Origin of the sequence: Microbacterium sp. NPDC055910, from assembly GCF_042271185.1 — a bacterium.
Taxonomy (GTDB): Bacteria; Actinomycetota; Actinomycetes; order Actinomycetales; family Microbacteriaceae; genus Microbacterium.
Window position 1 is genome coordinate 1 of sequence record NZ_JBHJZS010000005.1, and the last position, 21,818, is coordinate 21,818.

Annotated in this window: 21 protein-coding genes and 1 riboswitch; of the genes, 9 read left to right on the plus strand and 12 right to left on the minus strand. The window is 72.6% G+C overall.

Going from position 1 to position 21,818, the window contains the following annotated elements; genetic code table 11:
• Positions 1-86 precede the first annotated feature (86 nt).
• Positions 87-938 (plus strand): Cof-type HAD-IIB family hydrolase, encoded by an 852-nt coding sequence (locus tag ACFC3F_RS03705; protein ID WP_376126834.1) that lies wholly within the window; start codon positions 87-89, stop codon positions 936-938.
• 96 nt (positions 939-1,034) lie between these two features.
• On the opposite strand, the gene ACFC3F_RS03710 is transcribed toward ACFC3F_RS03705, so the two are convergent.
• Genes ACFC3F_RS03710 through ACFC3F_RS03720 form a run of 3 tightly spaced genes read right to left on the minus strand, consistent with a single transcriptional unit; the run spans position 1,035 to position 3,435 of the window.
• A complete protein-coding gene (locus ACFC3F_RS03710) occupies positions 1,035-1,892 on the minus strand; it encodes an SDR family oxidoreductase (protein WP_376126836.1) in 858 nt (285 codons plus the stop codon).
• A complete protein-coding gene (locus ACFC3F_RS03715; protein WP_376126838.1) occupies positions 1,889-2,677 on the minus strand; it encodes an enoyl-CoA hydratase/isomerase family protein in 789 nt (262 codons plus the stop codon). The genes ACFC3F_RS03710 and ACFC3F_RS03715 overlap by 4 nt, the downstream gene beginning before the upstream one ends.
• The gene (locus ACFC3F_RS03720) at positions 2,674-3,435 is read right to left on the minus strand and encodes an SDR family NAD(P)-dependent oxidoreductase (RefSeq protein ID WP_376126840.1); all 762 of its coding nucleotides are present in this window, start codon (positions 3,433-3,435) and stop codon (positions 2,674-2,676) included. The genes ACFC3F_RS03715 and ACFC3F_RS03720 overlap by 4 nt, the downstream gene beginning before the upstream one ends.
• A 99-nt stretch (positions 3,436-3,534) precedes the next feature.
• Between ACFC3F_RS03720 and ACFC3F_RS03725 the strand changes: the two genes are divergently transcribed.
• Positions 3,535-3,882 carry a DUF488 domain-containing protein gene (locus tag ACFC3F_RS03725; protein WP_376126842.1) on the plus strand — a complete coding sequence of 116 codons (348 nt, stop codon included), beginning with the start codon at positions 3,535-3,537 and terminating at the stop codon, positions 3,880-3,882.
• On the opposite strand, the gene ACFC3F_RS03730 is transcribed toward ACFC3F_RS03725, so the two are convergent.
• The 3 genes from ACFC3F_RS03730 to ACFC3F_RS03740 form a co-directional block, all read right to left on the minus strand.
• A complete protein-coding gene (locus ACFC3F_RS03730; RefSeq protein WP_376126844.1) occupies positions 3,883-4,671 on the minus strand; it encodes an energy-coupling factor transporter transmembrane component T family protein in 789 nt (262 codons plus the stop codon). It abuts the gene before it with no gap.
• Entirely contained in the window at positions 4,668-6,146 is a 1,479-nt protein-coding gene (locus tag ACFC3F_RS03735) for an ABC transporter ATP-binding protein (RefSeq protein WP_376126846.1), read from the minus strand. Before ACFC3F_RS03735 ends, ACFC3F_RS03730 begins: the two co-directional genes overlap by 4 nt.
• 5 nt (positions 6,147-6,151) lie before the next feature.
• A complete protein-coding gene (locus ACFC3F_RS03740; protein ID WP_376126848.1) occupies positions 6,152-6,778 on the minus strand; it encodes an ECF transporter S component in 627 nt (208 codons plus the stop codon).
• Positions 6,772-6,881: riboswitch (TPP riboswitch) on the minus strand. Its footprint overlaps the gene before it by 7 nt.
• A 39-nt stretch (positions 6,882-6,920) precedes the next feature.
• Between ACFC3F_RS03740 and ACFC3F_RS03745 the strand changes: the two genes are divergently transcribed.
• Positions 6,921-8,423, plus strand: a complete 1,503-nt coding sequence (locus ACFC3F_RS03745; RefSeq protein ID WP_376126850.1) for a D-alanyl-D-alanine carboxypeptidase — start codon at positions 6,921-6,923, stop codon at positions 8,421-8,423.
• A 4-nt stretch (positions 8,424-8,427) separates the two neighbouring features.
• Here ACFC3F_RS03745 and ACFC3F_RS03750 read toward each other — a convergent pair whose 3' ends face one another.
• Genes ACFC3F_RS03750 through ACFC3F_RS03765 form a run of 4 tightly spaced genes read right to left on the minus strand, consistent with a single transcriptional unit; the run spans position 8,428 to position 11,815 of the window.
• The gene (locus ACFC3F_RS03750) at positions 8,428-9,366 is read right to left on the minus strand and encodes a DnaJ domain-containing protein (RefSeq protein ID WP_376126852.1); all 939 of its coding nucleotides are present in this window, start codon (positions 9,364-9,366) and stop codon (positions 8,428-8,430) included.
• Between the two features lie 57 nt (positions 9,367-9,423).
• On the minus strand, positions 9,424-9,939 hold the full coding sequence (locus ACFC3F_RS03755) for a hypothetical protein (RefSeq protein ID WP_376126853.1): 516 nt from the start codon (positions 9,937-9,939) through the stop codon (positions 9,424-9,426).
• A complete protein-coding gene (locus tag ACFC3F_RS03760) occupies positions 9,936-10,757 on the minus strand; it encodes an LssY C-terminal domain-containing protein (RefSeq protein WP_376127055.1) in 822 nt (273 codons plus the stop codon). The genes ACFC3F_RS03755 and ACFC3F_RS03760 overlap by 4 nt, the downstream gene beginning before the upstream one ends.
• Entirely contained in the window at positions 10,754-11,815 is a 1,062-nt protein-coding gene (locus ACFC3F_RS03765; protein ID WP_376126855.1) for an enoyl-CoA hydratase/isomerase family protein, read from the minus strand. The genes ACFC3F_RS03760 and ACFC3F_RS03765 overlap by 4 nt, the downstream gene beginning before the upstream one ends.
• 113 nt (positions 11,816-11,928) lie before the next feature.
• Here ACFC3F_RS03765 and ACFC3F_RS03770 point away from each other — a divergent pair, with 113 nt between their 5' ends.
• Together ACFC3F_RS03770 and ACFC3F_RS03775 are read left to right on the plus strand one after the other, a co-directional pair.
• Positions 11,929-13,308 (plus strand): ATP-binding cassette domain-containing protein, encoded by a 1,380-nt coding sequence (locus ACFC3F_RS03770; protein ID WP_376126857.1) that lies wholly within the window; start codon positions 11,929-11,931, stop codon positions 13,306-13,308.
• Positions 13,305-14,114 carry an ABC transporter permease gene (locus tag ACFC3F_RS03775; RefSeq protein WP_376126859.1) on the plus strand — a complete coding sequence of 270 codons (810 nt, stop codon included), beginning with the start codon at positions 13,305-13,307 and terminating at the stop codon, positions 14,112-14,114. The genes ACFC3F_RS03770 and ACFC3F_RS03775 overlap by 4 nt, the downstream gene beginning before the upstream one ends.
• Here the strand turns inward: ACFC3F_RS03775 and ACFC3F_RS03780 are convergent.
• Positions 14,107-14,532: a hypothetical protein gene (locus tag ACFC3F_RS03780; RefSeq protein WP_376126861.1), complete on the minus strand. Its 426-nt coding sequence runs from the start codon at positions 14,530-14,532 to the stop codon at positions 14,107-14,109. The two genes, ACFC3F_RS03775 and ACFC3F_RS03780, sit on opposite strands and share 8 nt — an antisense overlap.
• A 103-nt stretch (positions 14,533-14,635) precedes the next feature.
• Between ACFC3F_RS03780 and cofG the strand changes: the two genes are divergently transcribed.
• From cofG to cofC, 4 genes are read left to right on the plus strand one after another with little or no spacing between them, the layout of a single operon-like run.
• Positions 14,636-17,725, plus strand: a complete 3,090-nt coding sequence (cofG, locus tag ACFC3F_RS03785) for a 7,8-didemethyl-8-hydroxy-5-deazariboflavin synthase CofG (RefSeq protein ID WP_376126863.1) — start codon at positions 14,636-14,638, stop codon at positions 17,723-17,725.
• A complete protein-coding gene (locus ACFC3F_RS03790) occupies positions 17,722-19,185 on the plus strand; it encodes a flavin-containing monooxygenase (protein WP_376126864.1) in 1,464 nt (487 codons plus the stop codon). The genes cofG and ACFC3F_RS03790 overlap by 4 nt, the downstream gene beginning before the upstream one ends.
• Positions 19,182-20,219, plus strand: a complete 1,038-nt coding sequence (fgd, locus tag ACFC3F_RS03795; RefSeq protein ID WP_376126866.1) for a glucose-6-phosphate dehydrogenase (coenzyme-F420) — start codon at positions 19,182-19,184, stop codon at positions 20,217-20,219. Before ACFC3F_RS03790 ends, fgd begins: the two co-directional genes overlap by 4 nt.
• A complete protein-coding gene (cofC, locus tag ACFC3F_RS03800; protein WP_376126868.1) occupies positions 20,216-20,827 on the plus strand; it encodes a 2-phospho-L-lactate guanylyltransferase in 612 nt (203 codons plus the stop codon). The genes fgd and cofC overlap by 4 nt, the downstream gene beginning before the upstream one ends.
• A 16-nt stretch (positions 20,828-20,843) precedes the next feature.
• On the opposite strand, the gene cofD is transcribed toward cofC, so the two are convergent.
• On the minus strand, positions 20,844-21,815 hold the full coding sequence (gene cofD, locus ACFC3F_RS03805) for a 2-phospho-L-lactate transferase (protein ID WP_376126870.1): 972 nt from the start codon (positions 21,813-21,815) through the stop codon (positions 20,844-20,846).
• Between the last annotated feature and the right edge of the window lie 3 nt (positions 21,816-21,818).

Consider the following 21,818-nt stretch of genomic DNA (forward strand, 5'->3'; position numbering starts at 1 on the left):
CTGCGGGTAGACCCCACGGTCTCGGCGCGCCGTTGCAGTCTCGCGGTAAGAGGGGGATGCAGGGTGGGCGGGGGAGAATGGGGGGCGTGACCCCTCACCGCACCGGCCGCATCGTGTTCATCGACGTCGACGGGACGATCATCGACCACGACGAATACGTCGCTCCGTCGACCGTCGCCGCAATCCGCGGGGCCCGCGAGGCCGGACACCTCGTCTACCTGTGCACCGGACGCGCGCGCGGCGACCTGCACCCCGCCGTCCGGGCGATCGGCTTCGACGGCGCGATCACCAACGGCGGCGCGACGGCCCACGTCGCCGACGAGCAGATCGTGTCACGGCTCATGCCCGCGGCATCCGTCTCACGGCTCGTCGGGTCGTTCGAGGCACGCGGCATCCACTACTTCCTGCAGACCGACGACGAGGTGTTCGCGAGCCCCGGCATGCTGGCGCTCGTGCGCGAACGCGTGCGCGCGGCGCGGACCGCCGCCGTCGAGGGGCCCGAGGACTCGCTCGCCGGCATCGGGCACCGCACCTACCGCGACGTGTCCGATGCGCCCCGCGACACCGTCGCCAAGGCCGTGTTCGTGAGCCTCGCCGACGACGCCGTCGAGGTGCTCGACCGCGAGCTGGGCGACGAGTTCCATGTCGTGAACGGCAGCATGCCGCTGCCGGGCGGCACGAGCGGCGAGATCTGCATGCTCGGCACGAACAAGGGATCGGCGATCGAGCTCGTGCTCGAGCACCTCGGACTCGAAGCGAGCGACGCGGTGGGCGTGGGCGACAGCTGGAACGACGTCGAGATGTTCGAGGTGTGCGGCACGGCGGTCGCGATGGGCAACGCCGAACCGACCCTCAAGGCGCTCGCCGACCACATCACGACGACCGTGCGCGACAACGGCGTGTGGAACGCCTTTCGCGCGCTCGACCTGGTCGGCTGAGCGGCCGAACTCACCGAACCCGACCATCCCCGTCAAACCGCACGTCGACGACGTCGGGTTCGACGCGATCGGTACGGTTCGGCGGCGAGCGGGCGGCTACAGGAAGATGTCGGGGAAGAGCGCCGAATCGGGCGTGCCCGGCACCGCGGCGTAGCCCGAGAAGTCCGTCACGCCGGCCGCCTCGAGCACGTCCTCGACGATGAGCGTCTGGCCCGTGTACGCGCGGGCGGGCTGCAGCATGACCTCGAACGCCGCGTCGGCGTAGATCTCGGGCGTGCGGCTGACCCGCATCATCTCGTCGCCGCCGAGCGCGAACTGCACGGCCGCCGTCGCGATCGTCGTGCGCGGCCACAGCGTGTTCGCCGCGATGCCGAACTCGGCGAACTCCGCCGCGATGCCCAGCGTCGCCATCGTCATGCCGTACTTCGCGAGCGTGTAGCCCGTGTGCGCACCGAGCCACTGCGGCGTGAGGTTCAGCGGCGGCGAGAGCGAGATGATGTGCGGGTTCGCGGCCTCCTTCAGGATCGGCACCGCTGCCCGCGAGAGCATGAAGGTGCCGCGCACGTTGACGTCCTGCATGAGGTCGTACTTCTTCGCCGACAGGTCGAGCGATCGCGACAGGTCGATGACGGAGGCGTTGTTGACCACGATGTCGATGCCGCCGAACTCGCCCTGCGTCGTGAACACGGCCTCGGTGACGTCGCCGTCGTTGCGCACGTCGCCGACGATCGGCAGCGCCTGCCCTCCGGCCGCACGGATCGCCTCGGCCGCCGTGTGCACCGTGCCCGCGAGCTTCGGATGCGGCGTGTCGGTCTTCGCCATGAGCGCGATGTTCGCGCCCTCACGCGCCGCACGCAGCGCGATCGCGAGCCCGATGCCGCGGCTGCCGCCCGACATCAGGATCGTCTTTTCGGCGAGTCGTCCGCCCTCGGGGGCGGCGGGCGTGGGGGTCATGGGGTCTCCTTCGACGAGGTCTTGGGCCGTGATCGCGCCGCGAACGCCGCGACACGGGCCTGCGCTTCGGCGGTGTCCAGCGCCGCACCGATCGTGCGGGCCTCTTCGGCGAGCTGCTCGGCGACGGTGCGGCCGGGCTGCGAGCGGATCAGGCGCTTCGCCTCGCCGTACGCGCCCGCGGCGCCCGCGAGCCAGAACCGCGCGATCTCCTCGGCCCGCGCCCCGACGCGTTCGGGGTCGACGACCTCGGCCACGAGGCCCCACTCGAGCGCCTCCTGCGCCGTCAGCAGCCGGTCCTGCAGCACGAGCTGCAGCGCCCGCCGCTCGCCGACAGCGCGCGCGAGCTTCGTCGTGACGGACAGGTCGGGCGTCAGGCCGATGTTGGCATACAGGCTGCCGAGCTTCGAGTCGGCGCCCACGACCGCGTAGTCGCTCGTCAGCAGGATCCCCAGGCCCCCGCCCGCCGTCGTGCCCTGCGCCGCGGCGACGACGGGAACCGAGGATTCGAGAAGAGCCAGGATGCCGCGATTGATGACGCCCGCGAGCTCGACGATGTCTGCGCCGGCGTACGCGTCCTGCGCCATCGCGAGCACGTCGCCGCCCGCGCAGAAGGCGCGTCCGGCCGCGTCGAGCAGGATCGCTCCGACATCGGAGCGCGACGTCGCCTCGGTCGTGGCATCCACCCACGCGTGCGCCATATCGGCGTCGAAGGCGTTCAGCCGGTCGGGGCGGTTCAGGGTGATCCGCGCGAGGCCCTCGTCGACCCGCAGCAGGACGCCGCTCACTTGGGCGCCATCCGGATCGCCCCGTCGAGGCGGATCGTCTCACCGTTGAGGTACTCGTTGTCGACGATCGCCATCACCAGGCGCGCGTACTCGTCGGGGCGGCCGAGTCGCGACGGGTACGGAACCTGCTGGCCGAGGGAGTCCTGTGCGGCCTGGGGCAGGCCCAGCAGCATCGGCGTCTCCATGATGCCGGGCGCGATCGTCACGACGCGGATGCCGTGGCGGGCGAGCTCGCGTGCGATCGGCAGCGTCATGGCGTGCACGCCGCCCTTGGATGCGGCGTATCCCGGCTGACCGATCTGCCCGTCGAACGCCGCGACGGATGCCGTGTTGACGATGACGCCGCGATCGCCCTCTTCGGTCGGCTCGGTGCGAGCGATCGCGGCCGAGGCCTGCGCGATGACGTTGTACGTGCCGACGAGGTTGACGCGCACGATCTTCTCGAAGGCGTCCAGTCCCGTCGGGTTGCCCTCGCGGTCGAGCACCTTCGCCGGCGGCGCGATGCCGGCGCAGTTGACGACGACGCGCAGCGGACCGGCCGCCGACGCGGTCTCGACGGCGGCGGCGACCTGCTCGGGCGAGGTGACGTCGGCGGCCGCGAACGACCCTTCGAGCTCGGCCGCGATGTCGGCTCCGACCGACCCGGGAAGGTCGACGATCGTGACGGCAGCCCCCTCGGCCGCGAGCCGACGGGCCGTGGCCAGACCCAATCCGCTGGCACCGCCGGTCACGAGTGCCGAAGCTCCGGTCAGATTCATGTGCTCTCCTTCGAACCGATTGCGGCCTGCGCCGCGACGTCGCGTCCAGCATATGGGCGACGCCGTGCCCTCTCTCCGCGAAAGGTGTTGGATGGGGGCATGCAGCTGCAGCTCAAGCGGATCTACGACGACGCGGAACCCGGCGACGGCTTCCGCGTGCTCGTGGACCGGCTGTGGCCGCGCGGCGTCTCGAAGGAGCGCGCGGCGCTGGACGAATGGGCGAAGGATGTCGCGCCCTCCGCCGCCCTGCGCGAGGCGTTCCACCACGGCGGCCTGCCGTGGGAGGACTTCGTGTCGGCCTACCGCACCGAGCTCGCCGGAAACCCCGCCGTCCGCGCGCTGCGGGCGGAACTGGCGCAGCATCCCGTGTGCACGCTGCTGTTCGGAGCCCACGACCCGCAGTACAACCAGGCCGTCATCCTGCGCGAGGTTCTCCTCGCCGAGTGATCACGAGGGGCCGAGGATGAAGTTCCACGTGCCCGCCCACAGCGCCGCGCCGATCGCGATGAGGGCGATCGCGAGACCAATGCCCATGAGCGCCCATTCGCGCGCCCCGAAGCGGGATTCGCGCGCCCACGTGCGCCGTGTCGGCGCCCCGAACCCGCGGGCCTCCATCGCCGTCGCGAGCTTCGTCCCTCGGCGGATCGAGAGCACGAGCAGCGCGAAGGCCATGCCGAGGAAGCGCCGGATGCGGCCGCGATCGGCGACGCCACGGGCCCGGCGGGCGAGCTCGAGCGCCCGCCAGTCGTCGAGGAAGAGCCCGACCATCCGCAGGCCCGCGAGCGCTCCGAGCACGAACCGGGCGGGGAGCCGCGCGATCTGCGCGAGCCCGTCGGCGAGATCGGTGGGGTCGACCGTGACGAAGAGCACGACCGACGGCAGCGCGATCGCCAGCACGCGCAGCAGCGTCGCGAGGGCGAGTTCGAGCGAGCCGTCGCTGATCCGCACGACGAACCACTCGACGTAGATCTCACCCGATGTCTCGCCGTAGAGCGCGATCGTGACGGCCGTGAGGGGCGCGGCGAGCCACACGGGCCACGTCCGCATCCAGAACTCCCGCCAGCGCAGCCCCGCGAAGGGCAGCAGCAGGCACTCGAGCAGCAGCGCGACCGCCGCCGAGACGGGGTCGAGCGTCAGCACGAGCGGGATCGCGATGAGCGCGCTCGCGCCGAGCTTCGCGACGGGGTTGATGCGGGCGACGGCGCCCGTGCGCGCGTGCGTGTCGAGCAGGGTCATGGCAGCGACCCTGCGGCATCCGGATCGGGGCGCGGCATCCGGAACTGCTCGGCGCGCAGCGCCTCGACGACATCGAGATCGTGCGTGATCGTGACGATCGCCGAGCCCTCGTCGCGGAGCCGGGCCAGCAACGCCACGAGCTCGGCCCACGTGCGGGCGTCCTGACCGAATGTGGGCTCATCGAGCACGAGCACGCGCGGCGCCGTCGCGAGCGCCGCTGCGACCGTGAGCCGCCGCTTCTCGCCGCCGGACAGCGTGTACGGATTCGCCCCCGCGAGCCGGACCAGGCGCAGCCGCTCGAGCAGCTCGTCGACGCGGCGGGAGATCTCGTCCTCGGGCAGGCGCAGCGCTCGCGGTCCGATCTCGAGCTCGCCGCGCACGGTGCGTCCGAGGAGCTGGTGCTCGGGGTCCTGGAAGACGGTGCCGATGCGGGTCAGCAGCTGCCGCGACGCCCAGCCGATCGGCGAGTCGCCCGCGCCGTCAGCGAGCAGCGGGTGCGCCCGCAGGGATCCGGATGCCGGTGGCAGCAGGCCCGCGAGCGTGAGGCCGAGCGTGGACTTCCCCGCGCCGTTGGGGCCCGTCACGGCGAGGGCCGCGCCGGCGCGCACGTCGACCTCCAGGCCCGTCGCGACGGCGCGTCCGCGCACGCGCTCGACGGCGAGGTCGCGCGCTTCGAGCAGCACGGCACCGGCGGGTCGCGGCGGCGCGGGCGGGTGCGCGGGCGGATGCCCGGGAACCCACACGCCGCCTGCCGCGAGCTCGACGGCGCGACCGCGCAGCACGTCGTCGACGGGTCCGTCGGCCACGACGCCGCCCGCACCCAGCACGATGACGCGGGTCACCAGCGGCAGCCACACCTGGACGCGGTGCTCGACGACGACGAGGGTCGCGTCGTGCGCGTCGAGCATCGCGGCGACGGCGGCGCGCACTTCTCCGACCCCGTCGGGGTCGAGGTTGGCCGTGGGCTCGTCGAGCAGCACGAGCCCGGGGCGCATCGCGAGCGCGCCGGCGAGCGCGAGGCGCTGCTTCTGGCCGCCGGACAGCTGCTTCGTCGGCCGGTCGAGCGGCACATCGAGGCCGACGGCGTCGAGCGAGCTCGCGACGCGCCGCCAGATCTCCTCGCGCGGGATGCCGAAGTTCTCGCAGCCGAACGCGACGTCGTCGCCGACGCGGGCGAGGATCACCTGCGAGTCGGGGTCCTGCAGCACAAGTCCCGCCCGGCCTCGTACTGCCGCGGCCGGCACGCCGTCGATGAGCAGCTCGCCCTCGGACTCGCCCTCCTCCTCGCCGCCGAGCACGCCCGCCAGGCCGTGCAGGAGCGTCGACTTGCCCGATCCCGACGCCCCGAGCAGCAGCACGCGCTCGCCGGGCTCGATGCGGAAGGTCGCCTCGCGCACGGCCCAGGCGTGACGCGACGCGTGGCGCCACCCCCACCCGCGCGCCTCGACGACGGCGGGGCCGGAGACGGTGCTCATCACGGCTAGACGCGCACGCGTGCCGCGCGCCCCGACGCGAACCGGTCGAGCGCCCCCGTCGCGGCGAGCCCGCGGGCGAGCACCCACGACAGCGCGCCCGCGATCACGGCACCCGAGAGGAGCGTGCTGATCATGTAGATGACCGTGAAGGTCACATCTGCTCCGGGGTACCACAGGAGCAGGTTGTTGATCCCGCCGGTCAGCGCCGCACCCGCGCCCGCCAGCACGGCAACGGGGAACGACCAGCGCTTGTAGAGGAAGAGCAGGAAGATCAGCTCGGCGCCGAGGCCCTGCACGAGACCGGCCTCGATCGTGAGGAACCCGCCCCACGTGTTGCCGACGAGCGCCGAGACGACGGCGGCGAGCGTCTCGGTGTAGATCGCGGCGCCGGGCTTTCGGATGATGAGCGCGCCCAGCACGCCGGCGAAGAGCCAGGGGCCGTCGAGCAGACCCTGGATGCCCGGCGCGAGCGGTTCGAGCAGCGTCTTGGGCCCGAGATAGCCGATGTTCCACAGCAGGAAGATGAGTCCCGACGCGACGCCGATGACGCTCGCGACGACGATGTCGACGACTCTCCAGCGCAGCCTGCGGACGTTCGTGGACCGGGTGGATGCGGACGTGACGGTGTGCATCGGATGCTCCTCCCTGCGCCGGCATGATCCGGATCAGGTTCGACGGTCGAAGCGTGGGTCGCTTCCTCTCAGCCCGGCTCACCGGACTCCCGTGGTTGTGCCGATGAGTATAGCCGCCCGCCGCGCGTTGTACCGTAGGCGGGTGGCCCCCGACATCACCCCACCGCCCTCGCGCCGTGCCCTGCGCAATCAGGCGGCCATGCGCGCGGTGACGGCGACCCTCGAGGCCGATGAGGCGCCGACGGCGTCGGCGACGACGACCGACGTGACGCTCCCCTCTCCTGATCTGCCGCGCACGAGCACGGACGCGCCCGCCATCACCGCCGGCGCACTGTCGGGTCGGCGAGCCCTCGCGTGGGTCGACTCCGCTCGGGTGGGGATGTCGCCGGTGCCCGCCGAGCCCGGCCCCGATCTGCTCGGACGGGGTCCGCGCCGGTCGCCGCTGCGCGCGGGTGTGCTCGTCCCCGCCTCGCTCGTCGCGCTCGTCGTGGGGGCGTATGCCGCCACCACGCTGCTGTGGCCCCTGCACGCCGTCGCGCCGACGATCGAGGCGATCGGCGTGCAGCCCGTCGCCGCGGCGGAGGCCGCTCTGCCCTGGCCCGACGTCGGCGCCGCCGCCGTCGCGGTCGACGGCTTCGACACGCAGCTCGCGTCGATGCCCGAACCGCTCAGCATCGCGAGCATCACGAAGGTCGTCACGGCACTCGCGGTGCTCGAGGAGATGCCGCTCGAACTCGGCGAGGCGGGGCCCGAGTACCGGTTCACGGGGTACGACCGAACGCGATACTGGCAGTACCGCGCCAACGGCGAATCGGCGCTCGATGTTCCCGTCGGCGGGGCCCTGACGCAGTACCAGATGCTCGAAGGCATGCTCATCGCCTCGGGCAACAACTACGCCGACCGCCTCGCAACGACGCTCTGGCCGACCGACGAGATCTTCGCGGAGGCGGCGAACGGATGGCTCCGCACGCACGGCGTCGAGGGCATCGAGGTCGTCGAGCCCACGGGACTGGACCCGCGCAACATCGCGACCCCCGCCGCCCTGCTGACCCTCGCGCAGAAGGCCCTCGCCCACCCCGTCATCGCCGAGATCGTCGCCAAGCGCTCCGTCGACCTTCCGGGCGTGGGCGTCATCGAGAACACGAACCGGCTGCTCGAGGATGCCGGCGTCATCGGCGTCAAGACGGGCACCCTGGACACCTGGAACGTGCTGACGGCGAAAGACGTCATGGTGGGCGAGACCCCCGTGCGCGTGTACGCGTCGGTGCTGGGACAGCCCGACGGCGACGCCCGGGTCGCCGTCTCACGCGCCCTCTATGCCCAGATCGAGACCGAGCTGCAGCCGCGGCCCTCGGTCGAAGCGGGCACGACGGTGGGCCGGGCGACGACCGCGTGGGGCGCGAACGTGCCGATCGTCACCGCCGAGGATGCCGCCGTCGTGCTGTGGAACGGCAGCGCCGCCGCCGTGTCGACCGCGTTCGACCTCGGTGACGCACGCGCGAAGGGCGCCACGGTCGGCGAACTCTCGGCCGTCGGCCCGCTCGATCGCGCCGCCGTGCCGCTGCGTCTTTCCGACGACATCGCAGATCCGGATGCCTGGTGGCGACTGACGCACCCGCTCGAACTGTTCGGGCTGACCAGCTGACCGATCAGGCGAAGCGCACGGTCTGCTGAAGGCGGGTGCGCAGGTCGAAGACCTCGGTCCCGCCGATCGACCGCGCGCCGGCCACGCCGCGGCGCAGGATCGTCGACAGGGCGCTGCGCGACACGATCGCGACGGGAGTGCCGCGCACCTTCCCGAGCTCGTCGATGGGGTGCGCGACGTCGTCGTCGGGAAGCACGACGATCGCTCCGCCGAACCGCACCCCCGCGGCGCGCGCGAGGGCGCGTGTGCGGCCGACCAGGGTCGCCAGGGGCGCACCCGTCACCCCCTCGCCGATGAGCTCGCCCCGGCGCACGCGCACGGGGCCGCCCGTGTCGGCCGACTGCACGGCATACAGTCCACTCGGCCCCAGCACGATGTGGTCGATCTTGGCGTCGGGCCCGTCTCCGCGAGCGGCCGCACGCACGTCGTGCCACACGGTGTAGCCCATCCCGAGATCGGCCACGATGCGGGCCGTCGCCTCTTCGGCGAGCGCGTCGGCGAGGAGTCCGCGCAGGTGGTGGGGCGCGGAGCGCACGAGGGCGGGATCGTAGGGGTCGTCGAGGTCGACGCCCCGGCCGACCCATTCCCGCATGAGTCGCAGATAGCGCTCGCGGTTCCAGCCCCCGGGATGACCGTGCGACCGGGCCCGCGGCCGCGTGTCGGCCGCGGGGCGCGGCGGACGCCAGCCCGCGGCATCCTGAGCGAAGCTCGGCGCGGCGTGCGCCCCGAACCCGTGTCCGCGGTCGTAGGCGGCGCGCGCCTGGATCGTGCCGACGAGCTCCCACGCGCGCTGCACCTGCACGAAGACGGCGGCCTCCCCGCCCGTGTCGGGGTGGGTCTGCCGCAGGCGCAGACGATAGGCGCGGCGCAGCGTCTCGTCGTCGACATCGGGGGCGACGCCGAGCACGTCGTAGGCCGACGCCGAGAGCGGACTGTCGAACACGCACCCTCCCGATCGGCGCCGCGGCCGCGGCGGCTTACAGGTTATGCCACGTCGCCCTCAGCGTCGTTCGTGACGCCGCGCGTAGGCGGCGGCGCCGCGGCTGGACAGCGCCAGCAGGATCAGGATGTCCAGGCTCAGCGACACGAAGGTCGTGCGCAGGGTGATGTCCTGCCCCTGCGCCCACCACGCGACGAACGACGACGTGATCGAGACGACCGAGACGAGCATGACGATGACGCGGGCGATGTTGCGGCCGCGGAAGACCAGCACGCCGAACGTCAGATCGAGCAGCAGCGTGATCGAGCCCACGACGACGATGAGCGCGATCGCCACGGGACCGGTCACGGTGTCCTCTCGCAGCGACGCGAGCTCGTCGCCGTCGGGCAGGATGAGCCAGTCCCATCCGAACGCGACACCCAGCAGCATGACCGCGCCGGCGAGCACGCGCAGCATCACGAGCACGAAGCCCGCCACGATGGGGGCGGGCCGGCGCATGCCCGGGTCGTACCCGGTCGGCACGAGCAGCCGCGAGGCCGGCTCGAAGGCGGGGCGCTTGCGCGGCATCCCGGTCATGTCGTCACCTCGGCGATCGCGCGCACGTCGACGATCGGCAGGTCGCCGTCGGTGCGGATGCTGTCGCCTCCGCCGTTTCGCGAGTGATACCCCGTCGAGAAGTCGCGGATGACGTCGACCGTCACGCGGGGATCGGCGCCCGTCACGGTCTTCACGATGTGGTCCCGCTCGACGTCGGTGTCGGCGTCGATGCGGTGCGTGACCTGCAGCGTGAACAGCGACAGCCCCACGCTCGTGTCGAACGTCCCGGCCGCGAGCCAGTCCACGCGACGGCCGCCCGGCAGGAGCCAGCCGTCGGGGCACCGCCAGAACCGCACGTGGTGGCGCTGCGCGGGATTGCCGTCGACCTCCTGCTGGTACGCGAAGTCCTGCTGACGCCCGAACAGGAACAGCGGGCTGACGGGCGCCTCGTGATAGCTGCGCCGCCGCAGCGTCGACGTGACGATGGTCACCGACGACGCGAGCGTGACGGGGTCGGCCTTCGTCCAGCCCGCCGCGCGCATCGCCCGTTCGATCTGGCCTCCCTCGCCGAGGAACGCGAGGTTGAAGGGGTCGCCCAGCAGGCCGTCGCTCGTGCGCGCGCGTCCGATGAAGTAGTCGGGGACGTAGATCGTCGTGAGGATGCGATGCAGCCGAGGCAGCACGAGATAGGCCAGCAGCAGCCAGAACAGCACGGCGAACAGCACGCCCCACCAGCCGACCTGGAAGGTCTCGGTCAGGCTGAGGTAGGCGAGCCACACCGCTGCGAGGCCCGCGAAGACGAAGAAGAACCCGTCGATCGCGATTCCGATCGACGCTGTGCGACGCCGGGGCGTCAGGCCCACAAAGGCGTGCCCGGTTCGAAGCCGAGGGCGTTCTCGGCGAGATCGGGGGCGATCTCGGCCAGGCTCGGCGGGTTCCAGCGCGGCGAGCGGTCCTTGTCGACCAGCTGCGCGCGGATGCCCTCGAGCAGGTCGGGCTGCGTGTGGGCGAACCACATGACCAGGCCGTACTCCTGCGCGAGCACGTCGCGCAGGCCCGCGGCCTCGCGCGCGGCGCGCACCGAGGCGAGGGTCACGGCGAGCCCCGTCGGCGACAGCTCGGCCAGCACGTCGGCGGCCGCGTGCGCGTCGGGCTCTGCGCGGGCGTGCAGACGGTCGACGATCTCGGCGACGGTGTCGGCCGAGAAGGCGTCGTCGATCCATTCGCGGGACGCCTCGAGGCGCGACGGCCCGGGCGTCTCATCGAACAGCATGACGAGCTCGGTCGGGGTCTCGGGATCGGCCCGCGTCTGGAGGGCGTGGCGCACATCATCCAGGCGGTCGCTCGCGACGACATGATCGGCGAAGCCGGCGTACACCGCATCGGCGGCATCCATCGTGGCCCCCGTGAGCGCGAGGTACTCCCCCGTGCGGCCCGGCGCGCGTGCCAGCAGCCACGTGCCGCCGACGTCCGGGGTGAAGCCGATCCGCGTCTCGGGCATGGCCAGCTTCGAGCGTTCGGTCACGATGCGCACCGCCGCGTGACCTGCCAGTCCGATCCCGCCGCCCATCGTGACGCCGTCGGCGAAGACGACGACGGGTTTGGGGTACTCGGCGATGCGCGCGTTGAGGGCGTACTCGTCGCGGAAGAAGACGGCGGCCTCTTCGGCGTCGCCCTGAGAGATCTGCGCCGCGAGACCCCGGACGTCGCCGCCCGCGCACAGGCCGCGCTCGCCCGCGCCGTCGATCAGCACGATGTCGACGTCGTGATCGTCCTGCCAGGCGTCGAGGGCCGCAGCGAGGTCTCGGATCATGCCGAGATCGAGGGCGTTGATGGCGCGCGGCCGGTTGAGCGTGAGGCGGCCGAGGCCCGCTTCGGCGCGGACGAGGACCTGGGATTCGGAGGCATCGGTCACGATCGCAAGGCTACCGCCCGCCGCCGGATGGACCAGGGCGCACGCGGAATGCGGCGATCGGAGCGGATTTCCGCAAGGATAGGGGCACGGTTCACCACGACGAGGGGTTCGGCATGCCCGAAGGACACGTGCTTGAGTTCGACCGTGTCACGAAGCGGTTCGGCGCGATCACGGCGGTCGCCGGGCTGACGGCACAGGTCGAACCCGGGCGGGTCACCGGATTCCTCGGCCCGAACGGCGCCGGCAAGACGACGACGCTGCGGATCCTCCTGGGTCTCGTGCGCGCGACCGACGGCGTCGCCACGATCGGCGGCACCCCGTATGCCAAGCTCGACCACCCGCTGCAGACGGTCGGCGCCGTCCTCGAAGCGTCGAGCTTCCACCCCGGACGCACGGCCGCGAACCACCTTCGCGTGTACGCGCGTGCCGCGGGCCTGGGCGACGCGCGTGTGGACGAAGTGCTGGGACTCGTGGGACTCGCGGATGCCGCGGGGCGCAAGGTCGGCGGATACTCGCTCGGCATGCGCCAGCGCCTGGGACTCGCCACCGCGCTGCTCGGAGACCCGGGCGTGCTCGTGCTCGACGAGCCGACGAACGGCCTCGACCCCGAGGGGATCCGCTGGATCCGCGGGTTCCTGCAGCAGCTCGCCGGCGAAGGACGCACCGTGCTCGTCTCGTCGCACCTGCTCAGCGAAGTGCAGCAGACCGTCGACGCGCTGCTCGTCATCTCGCAGGGTCGCCTCGTGTTCCAAGGCCGACTCGAAGACCTCGCCGACGCGACGGAGTACGCCACGGTCGTCGACGCGCCCGATCGCGCGGGGCTGACGGCCGCCCTCGACGCCGCGGGCGTGGGATACGACGTGCTCCGCTCGGGCCTGACGGTGCGCGGGCTCGAGCCCGCGGGCGTCGGCCGCATCGCTGCCGAGGCGGACATCGCGCTGTCGTCGCTGCAGCGCCGGGGCCCCGCACTCGAAGAGGTCTTCCTCGAGCTCGTGAGCGGGCAGCGCGTGCACGCGAGCGCGACGGATCACGACGTCGCACCGGATCAGCCCGGCGCCGCTCCCGCTGAGCCGGACGTTGTTCCCGCTGAACCGGACGTTGTTCCCGCTGAGCCGGACGTTGTTCCCGCTGAGCCGGCGCCCGCTGAACCGGCCCCCGCTGAGCCGGACGCCGTCGACGAACCGTCCGACGACGTCGCGGCGGGCGCGGCACCGGCCGATGAGCCGGATCCGCTCGCCGTCTTCGAGCCCGTCGCCGCGTCCGTCGCCGCGCCCGTGCCGTCCTCGGCCGCCTTCAGCGTCGCGCAGACCGGTGTCATCGACATCGTGCCGCCCCGAGACGCCGAGATCGACTCCGAAGACACCGACGTCGCCCCCGAAGACGCCGATCCCGACATCGAGGCGATCGGCGAGATCGACGACGAGCTCAGCGCGCCCGACGAGCGGGTCGATGCCGTCGACGCGCCGGCCGACGAGGGAGGTGACCCGCGATGAGCCTCGCCGCCGCGACCCGGTCCGAGACCACGAAGCAGTTCACGACGTCGATGTGGTGGATCCTCGCGATCATCCTCGTCGTGTACGTCGCCTTCACGGCCTCCGTGCTCGGCGGCGTGTTCGCCGGCACCTCGACCGGTGCGCTGGGCGGTGAGGCGATGCTGCCGTCCGAGGGCTTGTCCGCGACGCTCTACAGCACGGCGACGACGGTCGGATACGTCTTCCCGCTCCTCATCGGAACACTCATCGTGACGGCGGAGTTCCGCCACAAGACGCTCACCCCCACCTTCCTCGCCACGCCGCAGCGCGGCACGGTGCTGTCGGCCAAGGTCGTCGCGGGGGTCATCCTGGGCGTGCTGTACGGCGCGCTCGGCATCATCGCCTCCGTCGGCCCCGCGGCGGGATTCCTCGCCGCCTTCGGGCTCGACACCGACCTCGGCAGCTCCGACACCTGGGCGATGCTGGGGCGGATGCTGCTGGCCTATGTGCTCTGGGTGATCATCGGCATCGGGGTCGGCGCGCTCGTGCGCAATCAGGTCGGAGCGATCGTCGGCGTCCTGGTGTTCACCCAGTTCCTCGAGCCCGTCGGCCGGGCTGCGGCATCCTTCGTCGAGGGCTTGTCGGATGTGACGCAGTTCCTGCCCGGCGCCGCGAGCGACATCCTCGTCGGCGCGAGCGTCTTCTCGATCGGCCCGGCCGCCGACGGCGGACTGCCGTGGTGGGGCGGCGGTCTCGTGCTCGTCGGCTACGCCGTCGTGCTGCTCGTGCTGGCGTACGTCACGAGCTGGCGACGCGACGTCAGCTGACCGAGGACTCGGCGATCGGGATCGCGCCGGTCGCGATGTCGACGACGTCGGCGGGCACCGCGGACACGTCGTCGAGCTGCAGAGCCTGCACGAGCGCGAGCCCGTGACGCGTCGTCAGGATGATGCGGGCGAACTCCGGGTGACCCTCGAGATCGATGACGACGCTGGGCCGTCGGCGGCGCACGATGACGAAGTCCGATCCGCCCGCCGACTTCCACGACCCCATCGCGATCACGCCCCGCACGTGCGTGCCGGGCGCCGGAACGCCGCGCAGCCACGTCCACGCGTCGTCGGTGAGCTGCACCTTCGCGATCTCGGTGCGTTCGACGAACACGTTCGTCTTGCGGAACGACAGCGCCCGCTCGGTTCCCGACAGGGCGATTTCGAGCCGCGTCGAGTCGAGCAGAAGCGTCACCATAGGCCCAGTCTGCCAGCGTCGGGCGCTGGAGCCGGGATCGTTTGCTTACGGTGAAGCAACGATCGGCGACGCCGGGCCTCTCGGGCGGTGCCAGACTGGGACGGTGACCCTGCTCGATCCGGCGCCCGCCAGGCGGGCCGACGCGGCCGCGGTTCTCGACCGCGTCGCTGCGGGCGCGCGCGTCGACGCCGACGCCGCCGAGACGCTGCTCGGCGCGACGGGCGACGACTTCGAGCGGCTGCTCGCCCTCGCCGGCGCGATGCGCGACGCGGGAGGCGCCGCAGCCGGGCGCCCCGGGGTCATCACGTACTCGCGCAAGGTCTTCATCCCGCTCACGACCCTGTGCCGCGACCGGTGCCACTACTGCGTCTTCGTCGACACGCCGGGCCAGCTGCTGAAGAAGAACAAGCCCGCCTACATGTCGCCCGAGCAGGTGCTCGCCGTTGCTCGGCAGGGCGCCGCCCTCGGGTGCAAGGAAGCGCTTCTGACCCTCGGCGACCGGCCCGAGGACCGCTGGCCCGAAGCGCGCGCCTGGCTCGATGAGCACGGCTACGCCTCGACGATCGACTACGTCGCCGCCATGGCGCGGCTCGTCACGGCCGAGACGGGACTGCTCGCGCACGCCAACCCGGGCGTCATGACGCACGACGAGCTCGTGACGCTGCGCGCCGTGTCCCCCTCGATGGGCATGATGCTCGAGACGACCTCTCGACGACTGTTCGAAGAGCCCGGCCAGGTGCACTACGGCTCCCCCGACAAGGACCCCGCGCTGCGCCTCACCGTCATCGACGACGCCGGCCGCGCGCGCGTGCCCTTCACGACCGGCATCCTCGTCGGGATCGGCGAGACGCTGCGCGACCGTGCCGAATCGCTCATCGAGCTGCGCGATGCGCACGAGCGGCACGGGCACGTGCAAGAGGTCATCGTGCAGAACTTCCGCGCGAAGCCGCGCACCGCGATGCAGGGGGCCGCGGATGCCGCTCTGCTCGAGTACGTCGCGGCGGTCGCCGTCGCCCGGCTCGTGATGGGCCCCGACATGCGCGTGCAGGTGCCGCCGAACCTGTCCGACAGCCAGGAGTTCGCCCTGCTCGTGCGCGCCGGCGCCGACGATTGGGGCGGCGTGTCGCCGCTCACGGCCGACCACGTGAACCCCGAGCGCCCGTGGCCGCACATCGACGAGCTCGCCGAGCACACGGCGACGCTCGGCTTCGAGCTGCGCGAGCGCCTCACGGCGCATCCCGAGTACGTGCTCGCCCCCGAGACGTGGCTCGCCCCCGAGATGCGGGATGCCGTCGCGGTGCTCGCGGACCCCGAGACGGGCCTCGCGCGCGACGCGAAGGAACGATCGGTGGGCGCGGAGCCCCGGTCGGTGGGCGCGGAGCACCGGTCGCTGGACGCGAACCCCCGGTCGGTGGACGCGCAGCACCGGTCGCAGGCCGCGGACCCCCGGTCGCTGGACGCGAACCCCCGGTCGCTGAGCTTGTCGAAGCGTCGTAACTCGGCAGACGACCCTTCGACAAGCTCAGGGATCGAGGCCAGCGCAGGCGACGACCCCTCGACGGGCTCGGGGACCGAGACCGGAACCGCCGACGACCCTTCGACAAGCTCAGGGGCCGGGGGCAGGGCAGGCGACGACCCCTCGACAGGCTCAGTGACCGAGACGAGGACCGACGACGACCCTTCGACAGGCTCAGGGACCGGGGGCAGCGCAGGCGACGACCCTTCGACAAGCTCAGGGACCGTGGGTAGGACCGGCCACGACCCCTCGACAGGCTCAGGGACCGAGACCAGGACAGGCGACGACCCCTCGACGAGCTCAGGGACCGGGGACAGGACCGACGACGACCCTTCGACAAGCTCAGGGACCGGGGGCAGGGCAGGCGACGACCCCTCGACGGGCTCAGGGACCGGGGACAGGACCGGCGACGGCCCTTCGACGGGCTCAGGGACCGGGGGCAGGGCAGGCGACGACCCTTCGACGGGGTCAGGGAGCGGGGCGGGAGTAGCGCGGCGGCTCGCGGAGGCCGCGGCATCCGATCCCCTCGCACTCGACGACGACGACTGGACCCTGCTGCTCGAGGCCACGGGAGACGGACTCGACGCCCTCGCGGCGACGGCCGACGACGTGCGGCGATACACCGTCGGCGAGGCCGTCACGCTCGTCGCGAACCGCAACCTGACCTCGTCGGGCTTCCGACGCGGCGGCTCGGACGCGCCCGACGAGTTCGACCTCGCCGAGGCCGCCGCGATCGCCGCGGACGCGTGGGACCTCGGCGCGACCGAGATCTGCGTGCAGGGGCTCGTCCCGCCCGGTGAAGACCCCGGCGCCTACCTCGACCTCGCGCGCGCCATCGTCGGCGCCGCCCCCGGCCTGCACCTGCACGCCTATCGGCCGCAGGATGTGCGCGACCTCGCCGATCGCACGGGGCTCGGGCTCGACCGTGCGCTCGCCGCGATGCGCGAGGCGGGCGTCGGCACCGTGCCGGGCACGGGCGTCAAGGTGCTGAGCGAGCGTGTGCGAGACCTCATCGCCCCCGGCGACCTCGAGATCGACGCGTGGACCGAGGCCATCACGGCCGCGCACCGGGCGGGCTTCCGCTCGACGAGCGTGCTCTTCTACGGGCACGTCGAGACGGCCGCCGAGCGCATCGCGCACCTGCGCACGCTGCGCCGCCTGCAGCAGACGGCCGCGACGGCCGGTGCGGGCGGAGGCTTCAGCGAATTCGTGCCGATCCCCCTGCCCGGCCACGCCGGAGGCGTGCCGCTCGTCGCCGATCGCGCCCCCCTCGACGAGCACCGCGCAATGGTCGCCGTGTCGCGGCTTCTCCTGAGCGGCAGCATCCCGCACGTGCAGATCCCCTGGACCCGCGTCGGTCTCGACGTCGCCGCCCAACTGCTGCGCGCCGGCGGCGACGACCTGGGCGGCACACTCTTCGACGGGCGGATCAAGCCGGCCGCGGGGATCGAGTTCGGGCTCGAGCTGCCCGTGGCCGACGCCACGCGCGTCGCGGCGCGGCTGTTCCGGCCGTTCCGGCTGCGCACGACCGAGTACGGAACCCCCACTCCCGTCGCGCTACCGAAAGCTGCATCCGCCATCAAACGTCCGGTAGCGCGTGCAGGTTTCAGTAGCGCCACCGATCAGATCGGTCGGGCTCAGGGACCGGGGAGCGAAGCTCCGGGGGCGGAAGCGTGACGACGCGCGTCGAGGTCGCGATCGTCGGAGCGGGCTTCGCCGGGCTCGCGATGGCGATGGAGCTGCGCCGCAGCGGCATCGATTCGTTCGTCGTGCTCGAGCGGGCGGCATCCCTCGGCGGAACGTGGCGCGACAACACCTACCCCGGCGTCGCGTGCGACGTGCCGAGCCACCTGTACGGCTTCGCGGCGCACCCCAACCCCGGCTGGTCGGGGCTGTATGCGCGCGGCGACGAGATCCGCGAATACCTCGCCCGCGTCGCCGAGATCGAAGGCATCGCGCCGCGTTTCGAGTCGCCGCTGCTGGGCGCGACGTGGCACGCCGACTCCGAGACCTGGCACCTCGAGGTGGGCGGGTCGGATCCCGCCCTGATCGAAGCCGACGCGCTCGTGCTGGCCTGCGGCCGGCTCACCGAGCCGAAGATCCCCGAGATCCCCGGGCTCGAATCGTTCCCCGGCCCCCTCTTCCACTCTTCGCGCTGGGACCACTCGGCCGATCTGGCGGGGCGCCGCGTCGCGGTCGTCGGCACGGGCGCATCCGCCGTACAGGTCGTGCCCGAACTGGCCAGGATCGCCGACGTGACGCTCTTCCAGCGCACCCCCGCGTGGATCGTGCCGCGCGGAGCGCGCCCGTACACCGAAGCCGAGCGCGTCCGCTTCGCGGCGCACCCCGAAGAGCTCGCCCAGCTGCGCGCCGAGCTCGATGCCGAGGGCGAGGCGCGCTTCGCGTCGCGGTCGGGTGATCCGGATGCCGCCACCGCGGCCGTCGCCGTCGCTCTCGCGCACCTCGAGGCGCAGGTGCACGACCCCGCGCTGCGCGACGCGCTCACTCCGCGGTACGCGTTCGGCTGCAAGCGGGTGCTGCTCTCGGACGAGTACTACCCCGCCGTCGCCTCGGACCGCGTCCGTCTCGAGGCGTCGGCGCTCACCTCGGTGCGCGATTCGACGCTCGTCGCGGCGAGCGGCGCGCGCCACGAGGTCGACGCGATCGTGCTCGCGACCGGCTTCGCCTCGACCCGCCAGCCGTACGCCGAGTTCGTACGGGGCGAGACGGGCACCCTCGCCGAGCACTGGTCCGGCGGCATGACCTCGTTCGGGTCGACGGTGGTCAGCGGCTTCCCGAACCTGTTCGTGCTCAACGGGCCCAACGCATCGCTCGGGCACTCGTCATCGGTCCTCATGGTCGAGGAGCAGGCCGCCTACGCGGCGCGCGTCCTGGCATCGCGTGACGGCGTGCTTCGCGTCGATCCCGACGCCGAACGCGCCTACAGCGCCGAGATCGATCGGCGCGCGGCATCCACCCCCTGGATCGCGGGGGGCTGCCGCAACTGGTACGTCGACGAACGCTCCGGCCGGCTCACGCTGCTGTGGCCCGGGACCGTCGCCGCCTTCCGTGAGCGGCTCGCCGCCGCGGACGGCTCGGAGTTCCTTCCCGCCCCCGTCAAGAGAGGCCACATATGACCCTTCGCACCGCCCAGGACGTCCCCCTGCGATTCGGATACAAAGCGTCCGCCGAGCAGTTCGGACCCTCCGAGCTCGTCGATCTCGCCGTCCTCGCCGAAGAGGTCGGCTTCGACTCGGTCTTCGTCTCGGACCACTTCCAGCCGTGGATGCACGAGGGCGGCCACGCCCCCGCCGTTCTTCCCGTGCTGGGGGCGATGGGCGCGAAGACGTCGCGCGTGCTCCTGGGCACGTCGGTGCTGACGCCGACCTTCCGCTATCACCCCGCCGTCATCGCGCAGGCCTTCGCGAGCCTCGGCGTCATGTATCCGGGCCGCATCATCCTCGGCGTCGGCACGGGCGAAGCGCTCAACGAGGTGACGCTGGGCATGGAGTGGCCCGACTCCCCCGAGCGCTTCCAGCGTCTGAAGGAAGCCATCGCGCTCATCGAGGCGCTGTGGGCCGACGAGCGCGTCACGTTCGACGGGACGTACTACTCGGTCAAGGACGCGACCGTCTACGACCGCCCCGCGCCCGACCAGGCCGTGCCGATCTACATCGGCGCTGCCGGCCCCGCCGCCACGCGCCTGGCCGGCCGCATCGCGGACGGGTTCATCACGACGAGCGGCAAGGACCCCGCGCTGTATGCGGACAAGCTCATGCCGGCGCTGCGCGAGGGACTCGAGAAGGAGGGCCGCTCGCCCGACTCGATCGACACGCTCATGGAGGTCAAGGTCTCGTACCACCCCGACCGGCAGACGGCGCTCGAGAAGACCCGGTTCTGGGCGCCCCTCGCGCTGTCACCCGAAGAGAAGATGGGCATCCACGACCCGGTCGAGATGCAGCGGCGCGGCGACGCGCTGCCGATCGAGCGCGCGGCATCCCGGTTCATCGTGTCGACCGATCCCGACGAGCACGTCGAGCAGATCCTGAAGTATCACGACCTGGGCTTCCGTCACCTCGTCTTCCACGACCCGGGCCACGACCAGCAGGAGTTCCTGCGCACGTACGGCGCCGAGATCCTGCCGCGGCTGCGCGCCCGCCTCGGAGCGTGACGACCGGCTGGACCGTCGTCATCCCGGTCAAAGACCCCGCGCGCGGCAAGTCCCGGCTGGCCGTCATGGGGGTCGACCGGGTGGCGCTGGCGCGTGCGATCGCGCTCGACACGATCGCCGCGGCGGCGGCCTGCCCGGCCGTCGCGCGCGTCGTCGTCGTCGGCGACGACGGGGGCCTGGTGCTGGGCGCCCTCGATGTGCCGCACCTGCGGTTCGTGCCCGAGGGCGACCCGCAGGGGCTCGACGCCGCCGTCGCGACGGGCATGGCTTCTTTCGAACGGATGCCGCGGGCAGCTCTCCTGGGCGACCTGCCGGCCCTGCGCCCCGACGACCTCGCGACGGCGCTCGCTCTGGCGGCGTCCGTGGATCGCGGCGTCGTGGCCGATGCCGAGGGAACGGGGTCGACGCTCGTGACCGCGGCGGCGGAGGTGCCGTGGAGCTCGGCCTTCGGCGACGGCTCGTTCGCGCGCCACGTCGCCCTCGGGTGCACCCCGCTCGACGTCGATGGATCGTCGACGCTGCGCCGCGACGTCGACACGGCCGAGCAGCTGCGCGCCGCGCGGACGCTCGGACTCGGACCTCGCACCGCCGCGCTCGTCGGGCCGTGACGCCGCGGACGGCGCGTCAGAGACCGGCGGCGGCGAGGGCTGCGTCGACGATGTCGGCCGAGGCCGCGGCATCCGTCATCCACAGGGGCGCGACGACGGCGGCGATCCCGAGGGCGTCGACCTCCGCCGCGTGCGCGGCGTCCTCTTCGGCGAGGAGCCACGCATCCAGGATGCCGGCGGCCGAACGCGCGCCGTAATGCTCCGCGACGGCGGCGGCCGAGGTCTCGACGCCGATCGCCGTGAGGCAGACGTCGGCCATGCCGCGCACGACGCGTCCGCCGATGATGGGCGAGACGCCGACGACGGGCGCCCGCGCCGCACGCAGGGCCTCGCGGATCCCGGGCACGGCGAGGATCGGGCCGAGCGAGACGACGGGGTTCGAGGGGGCGAGCAGCACGATGTCGGCTTCGTCGATCGCCGCGACGACGCCGGGCGCCGGGCGGGCCTGGTCGATGCCGGGGTTCTCGAAGGCGAGGGGGGTCAGCGCCGCGCGATGGCGGGTCCACCACTCCTGGAAGTGCAGGGTGTCGCCACCGTCCAGCACGACGCGCGTATCGACCTCGGCGTCGGTCATCGGCAGCAGCGTCGCCCCGAGATCCCACCGCGCCGACATCCGCTCGAGCACCTCGGTGGGCGTGAGACCGTCGCGCAGCCATCCCGTCCGAGCGAGGTGCGTGCCGAGATCGAGGTCGCCCAGCGTGAACCACGGCCAGCCGGCGCCCCACTCCTGCAGCTCGCGGTTGACCCGTTCGGTGTCGCCCGCACGGCCCCACCCGCGCACCGTGTCGTTGACGCCCGCGAGCGCGTAGACGATCGAGTCGATGTCGGGTTGCAGCCGCACCCCCGAGAGCCACAGGTCGTCGCCCGTGTTGACGACGACGGTCGCGGGGGACGCTCCGCGACGTTGCAGGGCCGAGCGCACGCCGAGGGCGAAGCGCGCGCCGCCCACGCCGCCGGCGAGGACGACGACGCGCGGGCTTCCGCTCATCTG

Bases quoted from the DNA above. Each gene is read 5' to 3' on its own strand.
- ACFC3F_RS03780 (WP_376126861.1), bottom strand. From the start codon at position 14,532: ATGGTGACGCTTCTGCTCGACTCGACGCGGCTCGAAATCGCCCTGTCG.
- cofD (WP_376126870.1), bottom strand. From the start codon at position 21,815: ATGAGCGGAAGCCCGCGCGTCGTCGTCCTCGCCGGCGGCGTGGGCGGC.
- ACFC3F_RS03775 (WP_376126859.1), top strand. From the start codon at position 13,305: ATGAGCCTCGCCGCCGCGACCCGGTCCGAGACCACGAAGCAGTTCACG.
- ACFC3F_RS03725 (WP_376126842.1), top strand. From the start codon at position 3,535: ATGCAGCTGCAGCTCAAGCGGATCTACGACGACGCGGAACCCGGCGAC.
- ACFC3F_RS03740 (WP_376126848.1), bottom strand. From the start codon at position 6,778: ATGCACACCGTCACGTCCGCATCCACCCGGTCCACGAACGTCCGCAGG.
- ACFC3F_RS03755 (WP_376126853.1), bottom strand. From the start codon at position 9,939: ATGACCGGGATGCCGCGCAAGCGCCCCGCCTTCGAGCCGGCCTCGCGG.
- ACFC3F_RS03730 (WP_376126844.1), bottom strand. From the start codon at position 4,671: ATGACCCTGCTCGACACGCACGCGCGCACGGGCGCCGTCGCCCGCATC.
- fgd (WP_376126866.1), top strand. From the start codon at position 19,182: ATGACCCTTCGCACCGCCCAGGACGTCCCCCTGCGATTCGGATACAAA.
- ACFC3F_RS03770 (WP_376126857.1), top strand. From the start codon at position 11,929: ATGCCCGAAGGACACGTGCTTGAGTTCGACCGTGTCACGAAGCGGTTC.
- ACFC3F_RS03735 (WP_376126846.1), bottom strand. From the start codon at position 6,146: ATGAGCACCGTCTCCGGCCCCGCCGTCGTCGAGGCGCGCGGGTGGGGG.
- ACFC3F_RS03720 (WP_376126840.1), bottom strand. From the start codon at position 3,435: ATGAATCTGACCGGAGCTTCGGCACTCGTGACCGGCGGTGCCAGCGGA.
- ACFC3F_RS03710 (WP_376126836.1), bottom strand. From the start codon at position 1,892: ATGACCCCCACGCCCGCCGCCCCCGAGGGCGGACGACTCGCCGAAAAG.